The organism is Mucilaginibacter robiniae (assembly GCF_012849215.1).
GTDB lineage: Bacteria > Bacteroidota > Bacteroidia > Sphingobacteriales > Sphingobacteriaceae > Mucilaginibacter > Mucilaginibacter robiniae.
In genome coordinates this window covers 2,793,477-2,818,665 of sequence record NZ_CP051682.1, presented here as the reverse complement: position 1 = coordinate 2,818,665, position 25,189 = coordinate 2,793,477, and the positions used below count along the sequence as shown (strand labels likewise).

Genomic DNA, 25,189 nt, shown 5'->3' with positions numbered 1-25,189 from the left:
TTAATATCCGGGGTTTTGTGTTACATCAGGATCAGACAATACATCAGAAAGCGGTATCGGGAACAACCAGTAGTTGGTATTGGTAAGCCCCAATACGGTACCTGCGCGCTTGGTTCGTACCAAATCAAACCAGCGGTGTGCCTCAAAGGCAAACTCTACGCTGTTTTCATTTTCTATCGCCTGTAATAAATCAGCTTGGGTGGTTGCAGTGGTAGGCTGCAGTCCGGCTCGGTTTCTGATAATGTTTAAATCAGCAGCAGCACCGGTCAGGTTGTTCTGCTCGGCTCTAGCCTCAGCCCTGATCAGGTATAGCTCTGCAATACGTATTAGATAAGATGGATCGGTACTGGTAGAAGTGGTGTTGTACAGTACACCATATACGTTACTGTTGGTTCCGGCTATTAATGTATTGCGAGAGCCTCCTATAGCTGCATTATTGAGCTTGGCTCCCAATGCATCAGAAGGTTTTAAGGTGTACTGTCCGCCAGCTGAGCTCGGGTACCATAAGTTCCAGAAAGTATTGCGGTCATTAGTAGAGTAAGCCAGCTCAAATACCGATTCGGTAGTTTGAAACGGTGTGGTAAAAAAGGTTTTATAAGGCTTAACAAGGCTGTACTTGGTATTGCTGATCACCTGCGATGCATAAGTTTCAGCATCGGCCCACTGGCTGCGGTATAGATGCAAGCGCGCACGCAGGGCACGGACAGTACTTTTCTGTGCACGGTTACGTGTGGTGTTATCTTCTGGGAGCAATTGCTCTGCCTGGGTTAAGTCAGCCAGTACCTGATCATAAGTTTGGTCAAGCGTGCTCCGTTTGATGCCTTTTATCGAGCTGATGTCGGTTGTTGGTTTGAGTTCGAGTTGTACTCCGCCCCAACCACGGCCCAAATCAAAATAGCATAGTGCGCGGATAAAATAACCCTCACCTAAAATCTGGTTCTTTTCTGTTGAAGTTAGCAGCGGGTCTGTTACTGATGGTACACGGGTTATAATATTATTGACGGCATTAATGGTTTTGTAAATACCCTGAAAGGCAGCTACGGTCATTACATTATCTGCGGGTATAGCATTTTGGTCCAGTTGCAGGTATTGGTTAAGCGTACCGTTAAAAACTACATTATCTGCCGGCATAATGCCCAAGGTGGTGTAATTGATGGCATAATAGTTCTGCACGCCATCGTAAGCGCCAATAATGGCAGCACGTGCGGTACCTACATCCACGATGGCATCTTCGGCCGCGATCTGGTTATTCGGTTTTTCGTCTAAATACTTCTTGCAGGAGGCCACCGAAAGTGCTACGGCAAGCAGCAATATATAATGGATATAAATTTGTTTCATGTACTTAAAAAATTAAAAGGTAACATTAGCGCCCACCTGTAAAGTGCGCGGTTGAGGAACTGTGGCCCAGTCGTAACCGGCGGTATTTTGGTTGTTGCTCTGTGAACTTACTTCCGGGTCCAAACCATCATACTTGGTCCAGGTAATCAGATTAGTGGCTTGGAAGTATATACGTGCCCGGGTGATGCTGGCACGTTTCAACCACGCTGGCGACAAGGTATAACCGATAGTGAGCGTCTTCAACCGGAGGAATGAACCATCCTGCAGATAGCGGGAGCTTAGGTTGGCCACATTACCGCCATAATTATTGGCCGGACTATCATTCGCTGCAGGATTGGCCGTACCCGTTGCTGGATCAATATTAGAAGTAGTCATCCTCGGAATATCAGTTATCTGCCCCGGGGTAATCCACCGCTGTAACTGTCTCGGTATAAATCCGATATTGGCCTGGGTACCGCCATGCACCAGGAAAAAGTCGTTCATGTTCATGATCTTGTTACCCACATTGAAATAGAAAAAGGCTGACAGGTCAAAATTCCGGTAGGTAAATGTGTTGGTGAAACCGCCGGTATACTTAGGCTGGGCATTGCCTACAATCTGGCGGTCGGCGGAGGTAATTTGCCCGTCCTTATTTACATCCTCATATATAGCATTACCTGTTTGAGGATCTACAGACAATTGCTTGTACAGATAAAAAGAATTTACCGGGTAACCCTGCCTCAGGATGGAGATGTTGCGGCCTGATGCTCCCTGGGTAATATCGGAAGCCAGTTTTTCAATACGGTTTTTGTTAAAGGAGATATTAAAATCAGCAGTCCACTTAAAATGCTCATTAGCAATATTCAGGCTATGGATGGCAAACTCTTCTCCTTTGTTGCGAACTGCACCATAGTTTTGCAGATAAGTAGTAAAGCCGGAACGGGATGGCACAGGTACATTCAACAATACGTTATAGGTATACTTATTATAATAATCAAAGCTGAAGGTAAGCCGGTTGTTTAATACAGAAAACTCTGTACCTAAGTCTACCTGCCGGGTACTTTCCCAAGTTAAATTGGGGTTAGCCAATTGTGAAGGCGTTATACCTGCTGATCCGAGGTAATTTGCACCCGAACCATACAGTCCTAAAGCTCCGTAAGGACTGATCCCCCTTGGTTACCTGCTACCCCGATACTCCCCCTAAACTTTAAATCATCAAAAACGTGCAGCTGCTTGATAAAATCTTCCTGACCTGCACGCCAGGCTGCGCCGGCTGAAGGGAAGTAGCCCCATCTTTTATCCGCACCAAATTTGGAGGAAGCATCAGCACGGATACTGGCATCAATAATGTACTTTTCGTCATAAGCGTAGCTTACCTTACTAAAAAAAGATACCAGTTTAGCTTCGTTTCTGAAAGAAGAACCAGTAGTTGTTCCGGCCGCGCTTATGGCAGTTATGCTGTTGGCAGGAAAATTGGTACCTGTTGCGCCTGTTCCCTGAGCAAGAGCTGTATTGAAGGTGTTACCAATCAAAGCATTGATGTTGCTTTTACCAAATGATTTGATATAGGTTAATACCTGCTCGTTGGTGTACACAATATTTTTGGTTTCATAAGATGAGGCAGAACCATTGGTAGAAATACCGGCGCTAATCAGCGTGTTAGCATAATTGTTTTCGTATTCGCTGCCGTTATCCAAACTCCAGCTGCTCCGTAATTTCAGGCCGGGTAAAAAGGTGTACTCTGCAAATACATTCCCTATGGTACGCCAGCCTGTAGCATTGTTATTCAGGTTGTTGATTAAAGCTATCGGATTATCAAAGCTGCCATACCGCGCGTAAGAACCATCAGCATTGTAGATAGGCAGGTACGAGCGTGTAAATAAAGCCGAGTTGATTACCCCCTGCGGATTATTATCATTACTGCTCAGGTTACGTACGGAACGGGTAACGTTAATGCTGGTACCTACTTTTAATTTATCGGTAAGATAGTTGTCATAATTCAACCGCCCAGTATACCGTTTGTAAGCCGAAGGCTTTACAACAGATTCCTGATTAAGGTAACCAAAAGCAATATAGTAATCGCTAGTGGCAGAGCCTCCCTGTGTGGAGATATCATAATTTTCGGTACGTGCCGTACGAAAGATGGCCCCGATACGGTCGTAAGTAGGCTGTGACTCCGGATTAGCAATTAAATCACTTGCAGCAACTACCTTACCGTTATCTTTAGCGGTGTTGGTTTTTGCTTCATTGGCCAGCAGTGCTGTGGTTGGCCCATCTGTTACTTTAAACTCTCTAATGGCATTTGACCACCCCTGGTAAGTGCTCAGATTGATTTTTGCTTTGGTATTGCGCTTACCCCGCTTGGTAGTTACCAGAACTACCCCATTAGCGCCTAATGAACCGTAAATGGCAGTTGCATTGGCATCCTTTAAAATCTGGATGTTTTCGATATCATCAGGGTTAATATCGGCAAGCGGGTTTGATTGCTCCTGGTTACCAATAGAGGTTTGCAAAGGTTCAGCAGTGCTTACAAATACGCCATCAATTACATACAAAGGGTCAACAGAGGTGTTGATAGAGTTATTACCCCTTACGCGAAAAGTGATACCGCCACCGGGTACACCTGAATTAGTAAGCACCTGCACACCGGTAGTTTTACCCTGCAACAGTTGATTAAAGCCGGCAGCAGGCTGATCCTGAATCACATCGCCGTTTACACTTGAAATAGAACTGGCTATATATTTACGTTCTTGGGTGCTATACCCCGTGATTACCACATCATTAAGCTGGCTATTGTTGGGCTGCAAAGCAATCTGCACCGGGCTACCTGCAACATTTAGTTCCTGGGGTGTATAACCTACAAACGTAATAATGAGAGTATAAGGGAAAGACTGGCCGGTTACAAAGCTAAACTTGCCATCGATATCTGTAGATACGGCATGAGTAGTGCCTTTAATTTTTATTACAGCCCCAGGTAAAGGCTGCTTGGTTACGCCATCAGTAACTGTACCCTGGAGCGTTGATTTGATGGTGGCTTGCGTATTTGTTTGTGCTGCTGCTATCTGTGTTAAAAGAACACAAATCAGCAGGGACACACTTATCGTGTATAGATGTTTCATGGTTGAAAAGAAGATTGGGAAATATTAAAGGCGAGGATAACAATAGCTGCAAATACAGCTATCGATCAAATTCTCCAAAAACACGTTGGGAAGCTACTACGAGATATTATAGCTTATAATTAGCGGCAGCTACAACACATACAGCACATGGGGGTAGCACAAGGGCGTGCAGCTGAAAGTGGGTGTAAAGTGCGAGGGTAAGCACTTTGTACGAGTAGGACCTGTGTTCGATGATATAGCTGTTTTTTCATATAATATATAATCTATAGATATAGTAGACAAATAAGCATAATAAATAGGCCACTTGCAAGATATATTTGTAAAAAGTTACAACTTCCTACATGTAGCTTATCCATTTCTAATTATATCTTAACATGCACATTTTAGCATTAGGCAAACATCACTAGCACATCAATAAAGCACAAGATTTATAAGATAATCAAGAACTCAGCAGCTTAGGCAATGTTAATTTGTAACCCTCCCTTAGTTCGGACTGGTATTTTATAGACTTATTGATTCAAAAGTATAATTATTGTTGTTTGAACTGTGGAGATGCCCCAGGAAACTCGGTAGAGTTTCTGGTATCTCCACAGTTTAGCCGCTTGTACAAGTCTGGCGTTATACCTCCCAGTGCCTCATGCGGCCTACTGTAATTGTAATCTTCCATCCATTCATCGGCTAAAACCTGTACCTGGTTGATGTCTTCAAATAAGTAAGCATCCAGTATATTTTCACGGAAGGTTCTATTGAACCGTTCGATATAGCAGTTCTGCATAGGCTTGCCCGGTTGGGTGAATTGTAATGTAACACCTTTGCTTTCACACCAATCCTTAAACTCCTTGCTATTAAACTCAGGTCCATTATCTACCCTGATGCAACTGGGTTTGCCCTGCTCATGAATGGCTCGTTCCAGTATCTGTGTTACCCTGGTTGCTGGCATTGTATGGGCAGCTTCAATCGCGATAACCTCTCTATTGTAATCATCGATAATGTTGAGCGTACGGAACCTTCTCTTGTTCATCAGCACATCGCACATAAAATCCATAGACCAGGTATCTCCAGCCTGCTCAGGCACTACTAACGGCACTTTAACCCTTGCCGGTACACGTCTGCGCACCTTGCGGCGCCTATTCATGCCCAGCAGCAGGTAAACACGTCTTACACGCTTGTAATTCCATAGCAAGCCCTGCTGCCGAATTCTGCTGTAATACAGATCCTGACCCTCGGTGGGGTGCTTTTCGGAGAGTTCCAGCAACTTATCTGGTGGTCTCTGAATCATCTCTGACGTTCTTATAATAATACATGGATTTGGGCAGCCTCACTACCCGGCAAGCCCTGCTAATACTTACCTGACGGAACTCCATCAAGTAACGGGGCCATGTCTTTACGCTGGCAGGGCTTCAGAACTTTTTTGAGAGTACGTCTTTTAGTAAACTATGATCTAAAGCCAGCTCTGCATACATATGCTTCAGTTTACGGTTCTCTTCCTCCAGCTCTTTCAGCCGCTTCAATTCCTGGCTGTCCATACCAGCATACTTTTTACGCCAGTTGTAAAAGGTGGATTTGTGCACGCCCAGTTCGCGGCATATGTCGTTTAGCTCACGGCCACCTTCATACTCTTTGATGGCCTTGCGGGGTCTGTGCTTCGGTAATGATCGAGTTCTTCATCGTTTGACTATTTAAAGTTAAGACTTTTCGTCCTCTAAGCAGTCCGACTTTTAGGAGGGGTTACAACATCCAAACACACTGCAAGATCGACTTTAAAATTAAATGATAGCTGATGCTTGGACAGATCATCGAACTTAACAATCTTCTTTTTAATTAAGGTCTCTAAAATGCGTTCAATATACAGGTGGCTTTTTAATATAAAAGCTAATTCTTTTGTATCGAATATTAAATATTGTACAGCTAAATTATCAAGTTCTTCGAAACTCAGGTTATCAAAATTCATTACTTGTCACCTCATTATACTCGTTCCACAAAAACACCGACCTGGCAATTATAATCGGTTGGCTCGGTGATCCCATACAAATTCACACCATATCCATCGCCCATTTCATAAAGCTCTTTATAAAGCTTAAAATTTACCTTCTTTATTTTAAACCGCTCTTCGTTGTAAGTAATTGCTTGTCCGACTTCTATAAATAAAGAACCATCATATTCTGACTTGTAAAGTCCTAAAAGTTCCAATGACTCCCGGTTATAGGCATAGCAAACTTCACTTCCGTTTTCGAAAGTCACGAGTATTCTCGCATACAATCTTTCTAAATTTTGCTCACTCATTATATTTTAAAGTTTTAATTGCGTTTATTCAATGGCAATGACCGAATTCGAATGTTTCTAATCAAGTCATTATTATAAACGTTTAAATTATAAAAATTAATCCAATGTCATCATGTTTATTATACTACTGAATAGGTAGAACTCGCAGAGATTTAATCAAACGGTTTTAATTTTTTCTCTTACTGCGTGTAGTATGCATAGTAGTGATTAAAATGTATAGCGAACAGAGGCATAAATACTACGTCCGATCAGTGGTATGGTGCTGAAACTTTGCACCAGTACTGAATTGTTATAGCTATAATAGTTTTTTTCGTTGAAAAGATTGTCCGCTTTGAGTGAAAGGTATAAGGGCGACTGCTTCCACTGGTAATTCCATTCCACATCCGCCATCAGGAAGTTAGCCCGGTTGGTGGTGAATAGATTATTTTGATAATAGTTGAAATTGGATACCAGGTTCATTTGCTTGTTAATGAGGAGCCGCTGATAAAAGTTATGTTTTAGGGAAGATATTTTACTTTCCGCTACATCAGTACTGCTAGGAAGGTGGTTGATATTTGTAGATAGAATAGTGCTTAGCCTGATGTAATATTTCCTGTTCCAATTCTTCTTAAGGGACAAAAATAAACTGTAGTAATCAAGAGAAGTGTTCCATATTTCACTGCCAGAGGAAATCAGAAAGCCGCTTTTTTGATACAAAGCATTGAAGTTAATCATGGCGTTGAGAAGCAATGAGGGCATACTCATTGAAAATGACACTGTTTTCCTGCTTGTACTTTTATTCAGTAGATAAGCATCAGCGAATCCAATAAAAGAATTATAAGTATTATAAGTGACAATCCCATTCGGCATAAATTCACCTGAAATTAAAAAAGCAAAGTAAGTCAGGTCATTAGGCAATCTGTATCCAACAACATAGGTTCCTTCGAGCTTTCGTAAGGGTAAAGCAAGATTGAGGGATCGCCTGAAGGATAAAATGGTGGAGGGATAATACCCGCTGTACAGATGTTCCGGTTCGAGTTGCCATTGAGATACGCCGCCACTAAACTTTCCTGTCAATCCTTCTGCTAAGGTATGATCTTGACTTAGCGTGCTCTTGAACAAAAAGGTACTGAAAGCTGAGACTGAATCTTTATTACCCGGAGAAAAATGAGCAACCCCCAACTCAGTTGTGAAGAAGAAAGGGTCTTTGAAAATGGCCCTAAACGACCGCATAAATGAAGAGGTAAACTTCGTCACACTATAATCAAACAGGTTACTCAACCCACTCTGCTCCACTAGGGATAAATTCCCGTTATGCTGATCAATGTTTAATCGCTGGTTCAGGCCTATGGCTTTGTGTTGTAAGGAAAGGCCAAAGTTGGTTAAATGATTCTTTTTGTCTCGTAATAGTAGTTTCCAACTTCCCTGAATATTTAAAAAGCTTGTCTGAATGCGGTTAGACATTTCGTTATACCCCGCAGGTAAGGAGAAAATACCGGCAATATCAGCCGATTCTCCGGATGCAGACTGTCCCAGATTCTGTTTGTTTACCAAAAAAGAAATAGTGCTCGCTTTACGCAGTGTTTGCCGTATGGTGTAATCACTGGAGAGTGTCAGGCTGGTCCATTGGTTCTGGGTAGCAACAGCCAAAGGCGAACCTATCCCAAAGCCCCTGAATATAGTGGTTTGCTGCCCAAGAGATCGGTCATCATACAAGTCGAATACAACTTTCAAGTCATGAACGGAGTCCGGCTGAATATTAAACGTTTGTTTGACTGATAATATGGCAGGTTTGTACAGGTTTGAATTTGAGTCGATCCGTTGCTCATAGCGGCCATTGTTCAGTAAAAAAGAGGTGTAATAGGCATGCTGCGGCTGCCGGTCGCGAATGTAGCTTATTTCGGTTTGGGAATGGATGGTCTTGCTTACCGGCGTATTGATCTGAAGGCGGTTATCCCATTGCCTGTTTTGAATATACCACCGCTGCTCAAAATTATTGATGTGATACAACGTATGGTTCGACATTAGTAGCTGCTGTGCATCCCGCTCCGGCAAACCACGGAGTTCGCCTTCCTGCTGTAGCCCAATGCCATTACCAATGCTATTGTAATTGCCGACAAAACCTGCCTTAATTTGGCTGTAGATGGAAAATGCAACCGGCGAAAGGTTATACCGGTCACGGTTTCCTACTCCGGCCTCCACCTCCCCAAAACCGGCACTCAAGCGATTTTTCTTATCAACTTGCAGGTTGATAAAAGTTTTATTTTCACCGGCGAGTCCCTTGAGCAATCGCTGGCTGCTTTGATTTTCGATAACCTGAATAGTATTCAGCACATGCACGGGAAAATTGCTGAGCAAAAGCTCAATTTTATCTGAGAATAGTTCTTCCCCGTCTATCGTGATTTTGTCTAACGGCTTATTTTTGTAAGTGATTTGGCCATCGGTTTCTAGCCTAAAGTCCGGCAGTTTCAAAAGCAGGTCTTTCAGCTTCTTCTCATCACCTTCCTTAAACTGGTTTGCTTTATAAAAAGTCGTATCTCCGCGCTTCCATATACGGGGAGGTGTTATGTTGACTTCCTTAAGATTTCGTACGGCCGAATGTAGAGTTGCTGATAACCGCAAGGTAGTTGTGCCGGGCACAACAGCATACACGCGCCGAAACGGCGTAAAAGCTAAATGATGGACCTCAACAACAAGTGAGTCATTACGTCCAAAGTCAATTTCTACTTTGAATGTGTTATTATTACCGATGTTAAAATGGCTGTAAATCAAACCATCGTTCGCCCCAAACAGAGTAACTGTACAATTCACTACACCTACGCCAGCAGTATCTGTCACATCCCCCAAGACTTTTAATAGTTTTTGTTGGGCAGTTGCTGATTGCAAGGCCAGCAGAAAGATGATGATAATCTTCCTGATCAAGTTTTATTGGTTGGTAAGGTCCGCTTGCTTTTGAATTTTGCTCTTGCCTACAGGCTGGATATTAGCCTTAAGCAGGGGCGGCATCTGGTCATAAGGCTCTTTCAGCTCTGCCAGATCAAACACCGAGGCTTTCAATGGAACAGACTCTGAAAACTCCAGCAAGGTATATTTGGTTCGTAGCGGGGAACACTCGGCCTCAACAACCAATCCCGGTACGCCTATGATTCCCTTCACTCCGCCTTGCATGAAAACTTTGGGCGTAAACCATATTATCCATTGAAGGAGATTTCTGATCGACATGGTAGCCTTTTGACATTTTAGCCCATTAATTACCTTAGTTTCAGGTAACATGACCCAGGTAAAGTAATCAGCCTCATAGTGTTGACGGTAGTTGATACCCGGGCCATGTTTACCTGTAACGGTAGGTCGGTAAATTCTGATGAGGCTATCGGTATTGGTGTAGGAGATATACTGTAGTGTATCCGTGCACAAACTAAAGTTATAATTTTGCGTAGCATCAACCTGAAGAGAGATATTTCCATCGGGGTACTTTTCCAAGTATCCTGGTTTTTCATAATATAAATACCGTCCTCCATTCTTGTATAAGTAACCGGTACTTTCTATGGTGGTCAGTTTTTTGTCCTGAAGTGGACCCGCACCAATAATGTCTTGGGTCACCATATAGCGAGCCGCCAAAGTTTGAGCTCCTGCTTCCTCTAACTTGAACAGAAAGAGAAAAATAGATAGTATAATGATTTTCTTCATATGGAAAAGAGCGGGAGCATAGCTCCCGCTAAAATGCTATCACGGACAAATATAATTTTTAGCCTTGATATTATTGCCTACTGTTTGACTTGCTACACTACTAGAATATATAGAAGCGATAGCATATGCTTCTTCGCAAGTACCGGCAGTTTCAGTATCTGTTGAGGTAGCGCTGATTGTGATAATAGTACCATCTGGACAGTCAACACTTGCCGAACTCGTGCTGGTTACAGTTCGCGTGCAGTCCCACCTAATCGAACGTTTAGGCAAGCTTTTTAACTTGTTTTTAGCATGCACATTGGAAACTGTAAGGCTGTAAAAGCCAAGAGAAAAAATGTTACTTTTTTCATGTTTGTGTGATTTTTGGTTAATATTAAGATTTAAATTTTGGCTAATCTGTTAAGTTGAACACATACACTTAAGCCCAAGCAAATTTTTTTTTGCAAAATATTTTACCATTCAGTTAGAATATGGATTTCTGAATAAGTCCTAAAGGGTAGGATTGCCAAGGAGAGTATGTTCCTAATGGACGTACTATAGTTGAATAAGGCGATAGGTTAAGACTATTTTCGTAAATCTAATTTTTTATTTTTTCTCTACAAAATTATTTTGAATAAAATTATATTTAGTCTTTTATAGGTATGCAATCATGTCTTGGTCAAAAACAAGCGGTTCATCTTTCTTGCTATTGCTTCTTATCACACTACTGTTTCTTGCTTTGCTGCTCCTAAACAATGCTGCTTGTCTTACTGTTTGCCCATATGCATATGTTTGTACAATTGTTATGCTCATTGGCCTCGGTAGTAATCTTTTCCGATATTTTAGGTGCATGTTTTGTAGCAAACAATATCCATTGAAGGCTTTGGCTGCTAGAAAAGCCCTTGTGTCCTAACATTTTCTATTGTGTATAGGACATATTTTTAGCAGAGTTGAATATTATTCAACAATATGAATTGAAGTATATTTTGGCAATGACCGGAGTAAATCTTTAAAGCTTAAAATGTTCTAATACAATCAAATCTCGCGCTCACGAGTTTGTTCATGTCCCTTTTGTGAAACTTCTCGGATGCGCTCCAATTCATATTGCCTTGCTCCGGCTGTCATGCCTTTAACACGGTCGCCCTCTGCTTTAGAAGATAGTACTTGCTGTGCTACTTCCGGCATTTCCTGTTTCAGCTTATACATCTGGTTAAAGCCTTTGATATATTCCGGTGATGGGTCTTGTTGTTCTTCTGCCATGATTTAAAATGTTTCGTAGGTAAAATCTTCAAGATAAGCGATGATTGAATCCCGGTCGTATAGCACGATTTTTTTCTCTGGCTGGGTAAAACGGATTTTTCCTTCATCACGTAATTTTTGTAAAGTGGTTTTACTTTTGATACGCAATATGTTCATGGCTTCCGTGCCTGAAACCCACTTATCGCCATGTGTTGGTTTTGGCTTTTTGCTGTCGATGTAGGCTTCCAGCTTATCAATCAGCGCATAAAAGGCGCGATCTTCAAAACAGATTACTTCCATTTTATATTAATTTTATTCCAAGTCTTGCAAACGTTGAAATTCTTTTACCAAAAAGATAGCCGTTATAAATTTGCTATAACGGCTATCAATGAATAAAAATCGGTATTATCTTTCAGGATTGTAACCAAAAATTTTCAATGAATCTACATCATCCCCTTTAGGAAGTTGTCTTATATTAGAACCTGGTCCAAAAGTATAACTATCATCTTTATAGTTTTCATCGTTATAAATACGCACCCATGCACTAGGTCCGGTCCTCAAGCTATCGAATTGATCTCCCCAATCTTCATTGTTACTATTTGGTAGATTATTAAGTTTGCTATATTCACACGGACCGTTTAGAGTGATTTGTTGATCTTTATAATCTTGAGATTCATAAAACGTAACCCAACAACCTCCTGATACAGCTAAAGCTTCATCACGATCTTTGGGAAATTTGATGTTTAATTTAATCGACATTGTTCTTGAGTTTAAGGTTTAACAATATTAATACAATATTATTGCGGCAATTTACTAATTCACTGATTTGTAAATATTTATTAAGTTAAAATTAATTGTAGAAATTTCCAAATTAAATTAATCGTGTCTATCCCGCTTCTAATTCAAAATTGGATTTAAAAAGCCAAAGAATTGGATATAGTTTCTGATAATCAGCAATTTGCGTATATTTGAGTATTGCCGCCGGGATTAGCGGCAAGTCGTTTATTAACTTCTTACGATGGCTGGTGTGTATGAACACTGTATGACCAGAAAAACAAAAGGCAGTTACATTTTACTGTAACTGCCTGATAATCAAGGTAGCGGGAGCAGGACTCGAACCTACGACCTTCGGGTTATGAGCCCGACGAGCTACCAACTGCTCCATCCCGCACTCTGTTTGTTTTATTTGGTCTGCAAAGATATAATTCGTTTCTTTGTACTCCAAATTTTATTTTAATTTTTTTTTCTATGAGTCACCGGGCAGGTTTTGTGAGTATTATTGGTAAGCCTAACGCAGGCAAATCCACCCTGATGAATGCCTTAGTGGGCGAAAAAATGTCCATCATTACCCCTAAGGCACAAACCACCCGGCATCGCATTCTGGGTATAGTTAACCATGAAGACTACCAGATTGTTTTTTCAGATACGCCTGGTGTTATTAAACCTAACTATTTATTACAAGAAAGCATGATGCACCAGGTAACGGGTTCTATTGTAGATGCCGACCTGATTTTGCTGGTAACGGATATTAACGAAACGCATGATGAGGGTGATGTATTAGAAAAGCTGCAAGGCTCATTGGCCCCGGTAGTGGTACTGATTAATAAAATTGACAAATCGGACGAAGAAACGGTAAAACAAAAAATTGACTTTTGGCAACAGAAGTTAAACCCGAAAGCCATTTTTGCGATATCGGCACTGCATGAGCATAACATCAAGGCTATTATGGATTTTATTCTAGAAAATCTGCCTGAGCATCCGGCTTATTATGAAAAGGATTTTCTGACAGACCGTAACGATCGCTTTTTTGCCTCCGAGATGATACGCGAGCAGGTATTCAAGCAGTATAAAAAAGAAATTCCGTACAGCACCGAAGTAATTATTACCGAGTTTAAAGAAAGCGATGATCTTTACCGCATTAGTGCTGAAATTATTGTAGAACGTGATTCGCAAAAAAATATCCTGATTGGTAAAAACGGCGAAATGCTGAAAATTGTAGGCACTTACGCTCGTCGCAGTATGGAAGATTTTTTTCAGCGTAAAATCTTTTTGCAGATGTTTGTTAAAGTAATCGGCGATTGGCGCAGCAAGAAAAACTATCTAAAGCAATTCGGATACGAGGATTGAGGATTTAGAATCAAGAATATAGATTCAAGACATATAATTAAATTAAACATACCAGGATTAAAAGGAAAGTAAGAGGGATTTATCTTGATTCTTGACTTTTGGTTCTTGACTCTGAAAATAGCATGAGCAATATAGTAGCCATTGTAGGGCGACCCAATGTGGGCAAATCAACTTTATATAACCGGCTTACCGAAACCCGCAAAGCCATTGTAGATGACTTTAGCGGCGTTACGCGCGATCGGCATTACGGCATCGCTGAGTGGGTGGGCCGGAGCTTTACTGTAATTGATACCGGTGGTTATGTAGCTAATTCGGAAGATGTATTTGAAACGGCTATACGCGAACAGGTAGTTATTGCCATTGAAGAAGCTACGGTTATTTTATTTATGGTAGATGTAACCACCGGCATCACCGACTTGGATGATGAAATTGCCACCCTGCTGCGCAAAGGTAAAAAGCCGGTTTTTATAGTGGTGAATAAGGTCGATAACCATGCCCTGCAATCCGATGCTACTTTGTTTTACAGTTTGGGTTTGGGTGAAATCTACAACATCTCTTCCATGACCGGCTCCGGCACAGGTGAGTTACTGGATGAAATGATCAAATGTTTTGATGATGAGCCTGCTGAAGAAAACACACTGCCTAAATATGCCATTGTAGGCCGACCTAACGTAGGTAAGTCATCTATCATCAATGCGTTAATTGGCCAAGAGCGTAACATTGTAACCCCTATAGCCGGCACCACGCGCGATTCCATTCACATTCACTACAACCGTTACGGGCATGAGTTTATGCTGATTGATACTGCCGGACTGCGTAAAAAAACCAAGGTTAAAGAAAATATTGAGTTTTACTCCGTGATGCGTACCATCAAGGCACTGGAAGAAGCCGATATCATCATCTTGATGATTGATGCCGTTGAAGGCTTGGAATCACAGGATATCAACATATTCCATCTGGCCGAAAAGAATAAGAAAGGCATTGTGCTGGTAGTGAACAAGTGGGATTTGATTGAGAAGAACAGCAAAACGGTTAAGGTTTTCGAAGAGCAGATCATGGAGAAGATAGCACCTTTTACGGATGTGCCTATCGTATTCACTTCAGTACTGGAAAAACAACGATTACTGAAAGTAATTGAAACCGCCGAACAGGTTTATGAAAACCGCAGCAAAAAAATATCTACTTCAAGACTGAACGATATTATGCTGCCTATTATTGAAAACTACCCACCACCGGCATTAAAAGGCAAGCACGTAAAAATTAAATACATTACCCAGATTAATGGTAATGCGCCTATGTTTGCGTTCTTCTGTAACCTGCCGCAATATATTAAAGAGCCTTACAAGCGGTTTATTGAAAATAAACTCCGAGAAAACTTCAACTTTTCAGGTGTTCCGATACAAATATTTTTCAGACAGAAATAAAAACCGACATATATTATGTAAAAGGCTATCCAAACTTAAGTTGGATAGCCTTTTTTATGTTTACTGACGCCTATTACAACTTCTTTATTCAAACCAATACTTTCTTATTAAGCATAAAGCTCAAAAATCAATATCCGGATAAGTATTTTACTATATTTAGCTGCAACAAGGCAGATTATGAAAAAAGCTTTCCTCCTACTCTTCCATTCCTTTCTTATCATCAGTGCAGCTTTAGCACAGCAAAATAGTACAATAGAAGTTACCGATTTGACTCGCATTAAACAAATCAGCGGGGTAGCGCTATCGCACGATGGTAAGAAAGTAGCTTTTACACTTACTTCCATCATCCCCGATCAAAAGAATAGCAAAGAGTACACCTACCAAAACCAAGTATGGCTAGCCTCTACCGATAACAGCTTTACCCCACACGCTTTGCTAGACAGCACAGCCAGTCAAGCCGCTTGGTCGACCGATGACCAGACGATTGCCGTAGTCAGTTCCATAAAAGGCCGAAGCCAGATTTTTCTGGTGCCTGCCAACGGCGGGCAGCCTGTACAACTTACGCATGCACAGTATGGCGCTTCATCGCCGCAGTGGTCGCCTAATGGTAAACGGATTTTATTCAGCGTTAACCTATCGCTAAATGAACTACTGAAAGATTCGGTACTGAACAGCCAGAAGCAAGTTCCTGCTTGGGCATCCGAAAAGCCGGGATATAGCCAGTTTCCAGGCTTACCAACCATTGTACCTAACCCCAATGGTAATTTTGCAGCTATTCGCAGCTATCTGGCACAGGATGAAGCCGATCATAAAGTTAAAGTATTTAATAAACTAAATTTTGAAGGCGAGGCAACTACCGAGCCAGACTTTCGCTTTACACATTATTTTATTATGAATGCCGAAGCTGGCGCTAAACCTCGTCCGCTTACCAATGGGTTCAACAGCTTCAGCAATGCACAGTTTATGCCCGATGGCAGGTCTATCATCATATCAGCCCCTGATTCAACGGCTAATCCTGATCGTGCTGTACAAGCTGCTATTTATTCTATCCCAGTGGCAGGTGGTAGTCGTAAGCTGGTTCTTGCCCAAGATAACGCGATGCTCAGCAACGCCGCTATTTCACCGTCAGGCCAGTATCTGGTCTATACCTCGGGTAAAAGCATGGTTATAGATATTCCCGAAATTAAAATTTTAGATTTGCAACATCCTACACAAATAATTACTATTCCGCTAGACCGTTCAGCTGCTAACTTCACCTGGTCGGCCGATAGCAAGTATTTGTATTTTACGGCACAATCCAACGGTGGTATTCCCATTTACCGGGTGAATGTAACTAACACTAAACCCGAACAGCTCAGCAGCTTTGAAGCGGGCTTAAGCGGACTGGATGTAGGTAAAAAATTGTTGGTGTATGTAAAAACCGAAGTTGCTAACCCTTTCGAGCTTTATGTAAGTGATCTCAGCAATAAATCACCCAAACGCCTTACCAGCTTCAATTACGAGTGGCTGAAAGATAAAAAGCTCAGCTACCCGGAAAAGAAGTATTATACCAACAGCAAAGGTTTGAAAGTAGAATATTGGGTCATGAAGCCAACCAACTTTCAAACTGGTAAAAAGTACCCTATCATGCTGCAAATACACGGCGGACCAACTGCTATGTGGGGCCCTGGCGAAAGTAGCATGTGGCACGAGTACCAATTTTTCTGCGCACATGGTTATGGTGTGGTTTACTCCAATCCGCGTGGTTCAGGTGGTTATGGTTTGGATTTTTTGAAAGCTAACTACCAGGATTGGGGTACTGGCCCAACCGAAGATGTGTTGGCTGCTCTGGATAGCACTTTAGCCGAAGGCTGGGGCGATCCGGCTAAAACCGTAGCTACAGGTGGCTCATACGCCGGTTACTTAACAGCTTGGTTAGCCAGCCATACCAAACGTTTTGCAGCTATTTCATCACAACGTGGCGTGTATGACCTGACTACCTTTTTTGGCGAGGGTAACGCTTGGCGCTTAGTACCCATGTACTTTGGTGGTTACCCTTGGGAACCGCAAATTAAGCCTATTCTAACTCGCGAATCGCCGTTTACCTATGTAAATCAGATTACCACGCCTTACCTCATGTTGCATGGCGAAACCGACCTACGTACCGGCATTGTACAAGGCGAAATGATGTACAAAGCTTTAAAAGTATTAAACCGCCCCGTAGAATACGTACAGCATCCCGGCGGCACGCACGAACTCTCCCGCTCGGGCAACGTACGCCAGCGCATTGACCAAATGTTACGGATTTATGAATTCTTTGGGCGGTATATTCAAGAATGAGAATTAAGAGTATAGAATCAGGAATATAGACAGTATTAGTGATTAACATGGCTTTTGATGTCGACCAACAAACCCGCAATGATTTGGCAATCACGGCAGCTTACGGGGATACGGCATCGATAATGAGCCTGTTTAAACCGCGTACCTTAGGCGGCAGACTAGTTCTGGCTGATTGGTTTGATGCTCCTTTACACGATGCAAATTTAATTAACGAGCGGCTGGAATTTATTCGCTATCTCCAGCAAACCGGTACCGAAGCTAGCTTTCATAAAGATGATTTAGACTTTATTGAGCATTACTTGAAGCAGGATAATTATCCTCAGAAGGTTTCTTCCTATCAGGCCGTTAAAAGCTATGCTCAACATTTACTCAAGCCATCAGCCGAATACTATGTTATTACACGCGGCATCCAGTTGCTACTAAATCTGATTAGCACTTTGAACCAATATTTTGCTACGTTTGAAGTTCAGCACCACAGCCCGGCTATAGGTTTACGCTATAAAACTTTCCTAAATGAAACTTTAAGCCAGCCCAATTTTGCAGCCATTATGCCGCTGTTAATACTTAAAAAGCTAAATGCCCTGCAAATACAGGAGTGTGATTATGTGTTTCGCTATCAAGGGCGTGAAGCAATAAAAACCTTACTGAATATGGTTTACCAGTTGGATGTATTCAGTGCAGTTGCCCACACAGCCGAGCAGCTCAATTTCAGCTATCCAATTATTAAATCTGATGCAGACTCCTGTTTAATCTTGAACGGACTATTTCATCCTTTAATCAAAAGCCCAATCAGGAATGATATTACATTTAATGCCGAACATAATGTTTGTTTTGTAACCGGCGCTAATATGGCAGGCAAATCCACCTTGTTAAAATCTATAGCTGTTTGTGTATTACTAGTACACATTGGTTTTCCCGTGCCGGCCACATCTATGCAAACCAGCGTTTTTAATGGGTTAATAACTACTATTAACCTGGCTGATAATTTAGTTCAGGGCTATAGCCATTTTTACAGCGAAGTAATTCGGGTAAAACAAGTAGCGCAAAAAATCAAACAGCGCGGCAAATTGGTAGTGGTGTTTGATGAGCTATTTCGTGGCACCAATGTAAAAGACGCTTATGATTCTTCCTTAGCCATTATACAAGCTTTTGCCAAAATCAGGAACTGCATTTTTATCATTTCCACCCACATTACCGAAGTAGCCTACGAACTAAAAAAGCTGAACAACATCAGCTTCCGCTATATGGAAACTAAGATGCAGGAAGGCGTGCCTACCTACAGCTACCAGCTTCAGAATGGCATCACCGACGAACGCTTGGGCTACTGGATAGTACAGAATGAAAAGATTATTGAAATTATTGAAAATAGTTCACCGCAAGATAAGACAGTATAATGTTGTAGAGAAACATAGCACAAGTGATAAGTTATATAGTATGTACAAGGCTTTGTCGTGATTTTAAATCTACCATCTTCAGTATTTGCTGCCACCCAATCTACTAGAAATAACACCGGTTACCGTTAGAATCCACATGGCTATGATTTAAGTAGATACCAATGGATAGTTCGTGCGAGCCGTAGCTGTAACTGCTGAGTGGCGTTAACGAATAATCAAAAGCATAACCTACTCGTAATTTGTCGGTGGCAAAAAGTTCAACCACACCTACTACAGCATTTGATTTTTGAAGACCATTTTGCAGCTGGGGCTTATTGTACAAGGAAACCGCAGTACGATAGGTAGCGCCTATCCAAATTCGCTCTCCTAAAAGGGTAAAAGCATTGATATCCAAACTGGTCGGACCATTTAAGTCATCTTTCAGCAAAATAGAGGGCTTAAACTTTACATCATCATTAATAGAGAACAAAGCGCCGGTTGTAAAATAAAAGTGAGGGACAGGCACAGGCGTTAAGATGGATTTATCCTTTAGCATCGACAATTTGCGGGCCAGCAGGTTATCTACCGAACCACCGATAAAGAACCGATCATTGGTATATAAAACACCTAACCGGGCGTCGGGCAACAAGGCACTCTGGTAACCAGTGGGGATGTAATTATCTCCTGTTTGTGTGGCGGTGAGCTTATTACCATCCAAACCATTCTGTACAAAGCCTGCCCCAATACCGAAAGCCAAGCGGCTGTTTTCATTATCACCAATTTGCAAACGGTAAGCATAGTTGCCGTACACGGCTAAGCTGCTTTGTGCACCAATACCATCGTGCGCCACCAGCAAACCTAAACCTACTTTAGTATCATGCACAGAGCCATCCACCGCCAATGAAAAGGTTTGCGGCGCACCTTCCAATCCTGTCCACTGCGAACGGTAAAATGCATTGGCATAAACATCTTGCTTGTAGCCCGCATAAGCCGGATTAATATACAACCCGTTAAATGTATATTGGCTGAATTGCGCATCCTGCTGTGCAAAGGCTGCCAAGCCCGTAATCAGCCCTATTAAGGTTAGCCAGAAAGCCTTTACACGTATATATCCTCTCATTTTCAAATAAGGTAACATGGCTTTAATTTTATCCATTCAGCAAATAATTATCTTGACCGAAGCAGGGTTACATAACCTTTGTACACTTCCCATGAACCTTGGCTATTTTTAACTTTCAGCACGTAGAAGTAAGTTCCTTCACTCAATCCATCGCCGGTCCAGTCATTTTGGTAATTCTTTTTTTCATATACACTGTTGCCCCAGCGGTTTACAATCATGATTTCATTTTCGGCATACTCGGTTAGTTCCGGAATCTCGAACGTATCGTTCTTTCCATCGCCATTTGGCGTAAATACATTCGGCACATGCAGCCCTAGTATCTGCTTGGTATCTGACGATTGATTATTGGCTGGATTCGTGTCTGTTTCAGCTGATTTTACCGTTGCTGAGTTAACCACTGTTCCAAACTGTATAGCTTTAACCAAGAGTTTCAATTCAGCCGAACCATGCAGTTGAATATCACCTATAGCCCAGGTCAGTACTTTAGCACTGGCATCATATTCAGGCTTACCTGCCGAAACACTTTTGATGTCCACATACTCCAACTCATTAGGCAAAGCATCTTTCAACTGTACATTGGTGGCCCCGCCCGGCCCGTTATTCACCACCGTAAGCAAATACTCAAATGGCTCACCGGCATGTACCTGCCTGCTTTCTGATTGTTTGGTAACAGCTAAATCTACCTGTACGGCAGCTGCCATAACTATTATCTCATCCGAAAGCGGCGACGCGCAAGACTCTTTATTAAAAGCACGTACGGTATATACGCCGGGCTGCGTAATGGTATAAGTAGCATTTACGGCACCGGCTATGGCTTGCCCGTCTTTATACCACTGGTAACCGGCCGCATCAACAGAACTGGGCGTATGCAAGGTTATGGATTGCCCTGAGATAATAGTTAACACATTTTTTTGCCCCAGCGCTTTACCGGGAAGCACAGTAAAGCCTGCTATAGCACAAAGCAATAGCAGGCATACCTGAAATGTATTATACTTCCGACTCAAACCCACATACCCCTTAATACGGTGGCTTATAAAGATTATCTGATGTATTAGTTTCCGAACGTAATAGTTGGCTTAGTCGGAACTGGAACTACCGTAACTGATTTATCCGGAGATGTTGCGGTACAGCTTGATTTCAGCGTGTAAGCAACATTTACAGCATACTTAACCGTTCCTGCAGTAGCCTCTTTAACCGTATAAGTAGCAGATGTACCGTCGGTAGTAATATTGCTACCGTTTCTGGTCCACTGGTAAGTATACGAGAATCTTGAATCCAGTCCGGCCACCTTTAAGTCCGTAGTAGACTGATTTTTTTCGCAGACACTGTTACCACCATCTACTGTTGGATTAAGTGCCGGCAGCACATACAATTTAAAAGGATCAGAAACATCTGATGTACAAGTGTTCGAATTTACCTTCACCAGATAGTAAATATAATAGCCGGCACCGGCTGCTGTTTCGGTATAACTATTGGTAGTACCCTCATAAACCAGGGTTTTTGTACCGCTGGAGTTTACTTTATACCACTGGTATTTACTTACGCTGGGGTCTGCATCGCCTTTTAAGGTGATGGTACTGCCAGCACATAAAACCTGACCTAAACCTGCATCCGTTGCTGTAGCGGGTGGTGCCGTAGTCGCATCACTAGGCCCTGCAAATGGTGAGGCTGACGATGTTGATGATTGTGCAAATGCACTCAGCGAAAATATAGTTAGCCAAAAAACAACGGCAACTTTAATCAGGGTAAATCTTTGTTTCATATGAATGAGGATATACATTTTATTTTATTGAGAAGTAATTGATGGTTTGGAAGGATTGGTGTATAGGTGAACATCAAAGTAGTTACGGCAAACCGGGGCAAAAACCAGATCATCCAACGCAAAGTCGTTCCCGGCTTGTGCTGTATTTTGATTTACTATACCAATATTGGCACTGGTTGAGCTTCCGGAACTCCACCTTACCGTAAAATTTTTCCAGTCGGGCGTACCTGCTGTAAGTTCGATAGGTGCACCCAACAAGGTATTATTGATAGAAAAGTTGAGCTTACCGGGATTTTTAGGATGTACTGACGTAAACCATACCGAAAAAATATAATCTGTATTGGGTTGTACGTTAATAGTTTCTTTCCATATGCTTACTCCTGCTACTACCGAACCGTTAACCACCATCATTTGACCACCACTATCTCCGGTATGGTCAGGAAATGAAGCAAAATCCGGATGCACATTATGCGGATTAGTAGTAACTGTGTATGCTCCTTCATCATATAAAGCAGTGGAGCTATTCGGAGATTTATAAGTATAATCGCTGGTAAAACCTGTATTACCGGCTGAAAAATTACCATTCACTACTTTATTAGTGGCTTGATCTATCGTTTCCCACCAATACAGGGCTGATGTAGTTACGGTGATACTGGAAGTTGTTGCTCCGGTACTCCACAAATAATTAGACTGCCCTGCCTCAGCATTCAAGGTTACACTGGCAGCACATTTGTTCACAACCGTAGTTTGCCCGCAAGTAGTTGGATAGTATATGGGCTGACTTCTAGTCGTCTGATGTTTGTTAGCAGCTGATTTTTTATGAACAATCATGCTTGCACAGGTTAGCCATACCAGTGCAACCCCCAATATCAGAAACACGAAGCCTAATCCATATGTCGATATACGTTTAGTGTAAAGCATAATGTAAATCTTTGCACACATCTTGGTGAAACAAAGAATTCAAATACACACTTATACGTAATAATGGCACACTTAGGTTGCTTTTTAATTTTAAAGCAAATAGTTAAAAGTAACCTAAGTGTTCATGGCTTCAGAAAGCCGTTTTTAAATGGAGGTTAAGTAGGATTCGGTATAGCTCATTATTCAAATTGAGCTTTTTTATCAGCCATTAAGAATTTAACCTTCTTAAGTACTTTGATTCTTCTTTACTCTGAACGTCTGCTTTAGTAAGCAGCTTTGCTACTTAGTAGCATTGCTAATAACATAGATTTTTAACAACAGTAGCTACAGTCTGAAACACAAAAGGCCAGACTGCGTAGCCTGGCCTTTTGATGCTTTTACTTAAGGTATGTCATTGACGCGTTTAAGCGGGCACTTCGTTAATAGAAACAGGTTCGGCCATAGGCTCATGGTTACCTTCCCGACGGATGCGTGACATGGTTGGGTAAGCCTGCAAGCGTACTCGCATAATAGAACCCAGCGGACGGAAGGCTGCTAAAGAATGCGCTGGCGAGAACGACAATGCCTCTACATATTTTTGACGTGCTTCGCTATAAGCTTCCTGCTTAGGCAAGCGGATGCGAGCTACCGTCAGGTATGGGCTATCCTCCTGCTTCCAATCTATATTGGCATTTTCTACCGGCATTTTTTCTAAATCGGTACACAATTGTATTTGTACATCAAACTCCGCATCGTTCTCTCTCAGGTAACCTACGGTTGCTGTACGTAAGGCATTCGAATCGTTATAGCTATCTACCTCTACATTCTTTTCAGCAAGTTCTTTTTGCTTGGCAGATACAGGTGTTACCGCCAGTTTAGCTATATAATTACCGTAACGCAAAGGTGCCTGACTAAAGTAAGCTTCGGCCAGCGGGTGGATACGTGAATCGCCAAAGAAATCAAGCTTGGCGCTATCCGCGCCCAATTTGTTCAGTGCCTCGTTAGTTACTCTTGATACGGCAGATACCGCTTCTTTCACCACAGTAGGTATTTGTGGGGCATGCTCAATCATGCGGTGTTGCATCAAAAATGCTTTAGCATCGGCCATCGGGAAGTAGCTGCCGGTATCCAGCACAAAATCTTGTGTAGTTTGACCTTCATGTCCGGCAATTTTCTCACCCTCAACACCTAATATTTTAAAGGCAAAACCACGCTGCGTATTTACGGCATCAGATACAATTTCACCGGGTACATTGGCCAGGCGTGCAATAATCGGGTAAGTAGCGCCACCATTAGCAAACAAGCTTTGTGCTAAATGTTCGGGCAAATTATCTGCTACCGTAAGTTCGCCTACAGCCAAACCATGACTTTTACCATGCGATACACGCACCTGATGACCATATTTTTCGTGTGTACGACCACTCAGCCGGGTCATGGAAGCGATGATGTCATCAATAATTTGTTGCTCGTCTTCCAGCAAGGTTTCCACCTCCGGCCGGTAAAGCACATACTGACTTGCCATAAAATAGATAGTTTTATAATAACTAACGTTACTATATATTACTTTAATCTAACCAATGACGTTTTTCAAAAAAGACGCCAATTGTAAAACCACTTCCAAATAATGCAATAAAAAAGCCGATTACAGCTATTTGTTCGACTAATTTTAAACTTTTAAACACCTTCCAAAGAATAGACAAGTTTACTCCTTCAAGTTGCCATATACTTTCAGAAAGTCTCTTTATTTCTAAATCTTTAAGTTTAGATTGTTTTTCTAAACCTTAAACTTCTTTTTTTGATTGCTCAACTATCAATAGAGATTTTTAAAGTTGTAATCGTAAAACGTCTACTTCTTCTTTTTTAGTTAAGGCTGCTCTATCATTAAAAGATTCTTGATTAGAGTTGCTTTTTGTCGAATTAGGAACAGGTGTTATTATGTGGTCATTAATGGTTTCTATATATCCTTCAAGTAATCGCTTTGCCTTTAGTTTACCATTAGGTTGATACAGCATTAAAAAACTTAAGTCTGTTACTTTTGAACCATATCCAAATATAACTTCAACATCAGTTTGTGCTTTCGATTTCCATGCCTCAGGTTCAAAATCAAAATGGTCTAACTCTCTGATTCGCTTTTCTAATAAGTAAATTGCTTTGTCTTTGGGCAAACCGATCTTCATTCAATTATTTATATCTAAAAATAATAAACAAAGCTCTAAGAAAAGAATGTACAGTAAAATGTTATTATTAATAGAAGAATGCAGATAACTTCATTTTAAAATTTATCTGATAATGAGGCCATTAAGAAAAAGTTGTCAACAAAACTACAGTAAACGAAAAAAAATCTCATTTACGTACTTTTGTATATAAGCGAAAAAGAGTACCAGCAAGTACTCTCTTAAGTTTTGTTTCTTAGCATTGAAACAGGTTTGTGGCAATAAACCTGGTAAAACAAAAACCAACATTATTCGTGCAAGAATAATGGAAATTTTATGCCTCTCAGGATTCGCGGTCTTGTGAGGCTTTTTTTTGTTTTACTTATGATACAAATGTATAAATTATAA

General features: G+C 41.5%; 21 protein-coding genes and 1 tRNA gene. 4 read left to right on the top strand and 18 right to left on the bottom strand.

Translation table 11 applies throughout. The features are described 5' to 3' along the window. The 12 genes from HH214_RS12550 to HH214_RS12495 all read right to left on the bottom strand — a co-directional run bounded on the left by HH214_RS12550 (window position 1) and on the right by HH214_RS12495 (window position 12,774). Window positions 1–1,338, bottom strand: a complete 1,338-nt coding sequence (locus HH214_RS12550) for a RagB/SusD family nutrient uptake outer membrane protein (protein ID WP_169608158.1) — start codon at window positions 1,336–1,338, stop codon at window positions 1–3. Between the two features lie 12 nt (window positions 1,339–1,350). Further along, window positions 1,351–2,406, bottom strand: coding sequence for a SusC/RagA family TonB-linked outer membrane protein (locus HH214_RS22235; protein WP_390622359.1), 1,056 nt, complete (start codon window positions 2,404–2,406; stop codon window positions 1,351–1,353). A 56-nt stretch (window positions 2,407–2,462) separates the two neighbouring features. Next, the gene (locus HH214_RS22230) at window positions 2,463–4,436 is read right to left on the bottom strand and encodes a SusC/RagA family TonB-linked outer membrane protein (RefSeq protein ID WP_169608157.1); all 1,974 of its coding nucleotides are present in this window, start codon (window positions 4,434–4,436) and stop codon (window positions 2,463–2,465) included. 529 nt (window positions 4,437–4,965) lie between these two features. Continuing rightward, the gene (locus HH214_RS12535) at window positions 4,966–5,715 is read right to left on the bottom strand and encodes an IS3 family transposase (protein ID WP_169608155.1); all 750 of its coding nucleotides are present in this window, start codon (window positions 5,713–5,715) and stop codon (window positions 4,966–4,968) included. A gap of 121 nt (window positions 5,716–5,836) precedes the next feature. Then, window positions 5,837–6,061: a transposase gene (locus HH214_RS12530; protein WP_169611132.1), complete on the bottom strand. Its 225-nt coding sequence runs from the start codon at window positions 6,059–6,061 to the stop codon at window positions 5,837–5,839. A gap of 340 nt (window positions 6,062–6,401) precedes the next feature. Next, the gene (locus HH214_RS12525) at window positions 6,402–6,719 is read right to left on the bottom strand and encodes a hypothetical protein (RefSeq protein WP_169608153.1); all 318 of its coding nucleotides are present in this window, start codon (window positions 6,717–6,719) and stop codon (window positions 6,402–6,404) included. A gap of 207 nt (window positions 6,720–6,926) precedes the next feature. Further along, a complete protein-coding gene (locus HH214_RS12520) occupies window positions 6,927–9,620 on the bottom strand; it encodes a TonB-dependent receptor (RefSeq protein ID WP_169608151.1) in 2,694 nt (897 codons plus the stop codon). A gap of 3 nt (window positions 9,621–9,623) precedes the next feature. Then, a complete protein-coding gene (locus tag HH214_RS12515) occupies window positions 9,624–10,385 on the bottom strand; it encodes a GLPGLI family protein (RefSeq protein ID WP_169608150.1) in 762 nt (253 codons plus the stop codon). A 1,014-nt stretch (window positions 10,386–11,399) separates the two neighbouring features. Next, a complete protein-coding gene (locus tag HH214_RS12510) occupies window positions 11,400–11,624 on the bottom strand; it encodes a hypothetical protein (protein WP_169608148.1) in 225 nt (74 codons plus the stop codon). 3 nt (window positions 11,625–11,627) lie between these two features. Beyond that, window positions 11,628–11,903, bottom strand: a complete 276-nt coding sequence (locus HH214_RS12505; RefSeq protein ID WP_169608146.1) for a helix-turn-helix domain-containing protein — start codon at window positions 11,901–11,903, stop codon at window positions 11,628–11,630. 105 nt (window positions 11,904–12,008) lie between these two features. Further along, window positions 12,009–12,362, bottom strand: a complete 354-nt coding sequence (locus HH214_RS12500; RefSeq protein WP_169608145.1) for a beta/gamma crystallin domain-containing protein — start codon at window positions 12,360–12,362, stop codon at window positions 12,009–12,011. 339 nt (window positions 12,363–12,701) lie between these two features. Next, a tRNA-Met gene (locus tag HH214_RS12495) sits at window positions 12,702–12,774 on the bottom strand. A gap of 77 nt (window positions 12,775–12,851) precedes the next feature. Here HH214_RS12495 and era point away from each other — a divergent pair. The 4 genes from era to HH214_RS12475 all read left to right on the top strand — a co-directional run bounded on the left by era (window position 12,852) and on the right by HH214_RS12475 (window position 18,867). Continuing rightward, window positions 12,852–13,730: a GTPase Era gene (era, locus tag HH214_RS12490; protein ID WP_169608143.1), complete on the top strand. Its 879-nt coding sequence runs from the start codon at window positions 12,852–12,854 to the stop codon at window positions 13,728–13,730. A gap of 122 nt (window positions 13,731–13,852) precedes the next feature. Beyond that, window positions 13,853–15,154 carry a ribosome biogenesis GTPase Der gene (der, locus tag HH214_RS12485; protein ID WP_169608141.1) on the top strand — a complete coding sequence of 434 codons (1,302 nt, stop codon included), beginning with the start codon at window positions 13,853–13,855 and terminating at the stop codon, window positions 15,152–15,154. A 177-nt stretch (window positions 15,155–15,331) separates the two neighbouring features. Next, window positions 15,332–17,473 carry a S9 family peptidase gene (locus HH214_RS12480; RefSeq protein ID WP_169608139.1) on the top strand — a complete coding sequence of 714 codons (2,142 nt, stop codon included), beginning with the start codon at window positions 15,332–15,334 and terminating at the stop codon, window positions 17,471–17,473. A 47-nt stretch (window positions 17,474–17,520) separates the two neighbouring features. After that, on the top strand, window positions 17,521–18,867 hold the full coding sequence (locus HH214_RS12475; RefSeq protein ID WP_169608138.1) for a MutS-related protein: 1,347 nt from the start codon (window positions 17,521–17,523) through the stop codon (window positions 18,865–18,867). A 103-nt stretch (window positions 18,868–18,970) separates the two neighbouring features. Here the strand turns inward: HH214_RS12475 and HH214_RS12470 are convergent, their stop codons facing one another. The 6 genes from HH214_RS12470 to HH214_RS12445 form a co-directional block, all read right to left on the bottom strand. Then, the gene (locus HH214_RS12470) at window positions 18,971–20,002 is read right to left on the bottom strand and encodes a PorP/SprF family type IX secretion system membrane protein (RefSeq protein ID WP_248282086.1); all 1,032 of its coding nucleotides are present in this window, start codon (window positions 20,000–20,002) and stop codon (window positions 18,971–18,973) included. Between the two features lie 11 nt (window positions 20,003–20,013). Further along, window positions 20,014–20,904, bottom strand: coding sequence for a T9SS type B sorting domain-containing protein (locus HH214_RS12465; RefSeq protein WP_211166216.1), 891 nt, complete (start codon window positions 20,902–20,904; stop codon window positions 20,014–20,016). Window positions 20,905–21,017: 113 nt separating this feature from the next. Next, window positions 21,018–21,728 carry an Ig-like domain-containing protein gene (locus HH214_RS12460; RefSeq protein WP_169608134.1) on the bottom strand — a complete coding sequence of 237 codons (711 nt, stop codon included), beginning with the start codon at window positions 21,726–21,728 and terminating at the stop codon, window positions 21,018–21,020. Window positions 21,729–21,752: 24 nt separating this feature from the next. Further along, window positions 21,753–22,559: a hypothetical protein gene (locus HH214_RS12455; protein ID WP_169608132.1), complete on the bottom strand. Its 807-nt coding sequence runs from the start codon at window positions 22,557–22,559 to the stop codon at window positions 21,753–21,755. A gap of 493 nt (window positions 22,560–23,052) precedes the next feature. Further along, a complete protein-coding gene (locus tag HH214_RS12450; RefSeq protein WP_169608130.1) occupies window positions 23,053–24,150 on the bottom strand; it encodes a catalase family protein in 1,098 nt (365 codons plus the stop codon). A gap of 301 nt (window positions 24,151–24,451) precedes the next feature. Beyond that, window positions 24,452–24,805: a hypothetical protein gene (locus HH214_RS12445; protein ID WP_169608128.1), complete on the bottom strand. Its 354-nt coding sequence runs from the start codon at window positions 24,803–24,805 to the stop codon at window positions 24,452–24,454. Between the last annotated feature and the right edge of the window lie 384 nt (window positions 24,806–25,189).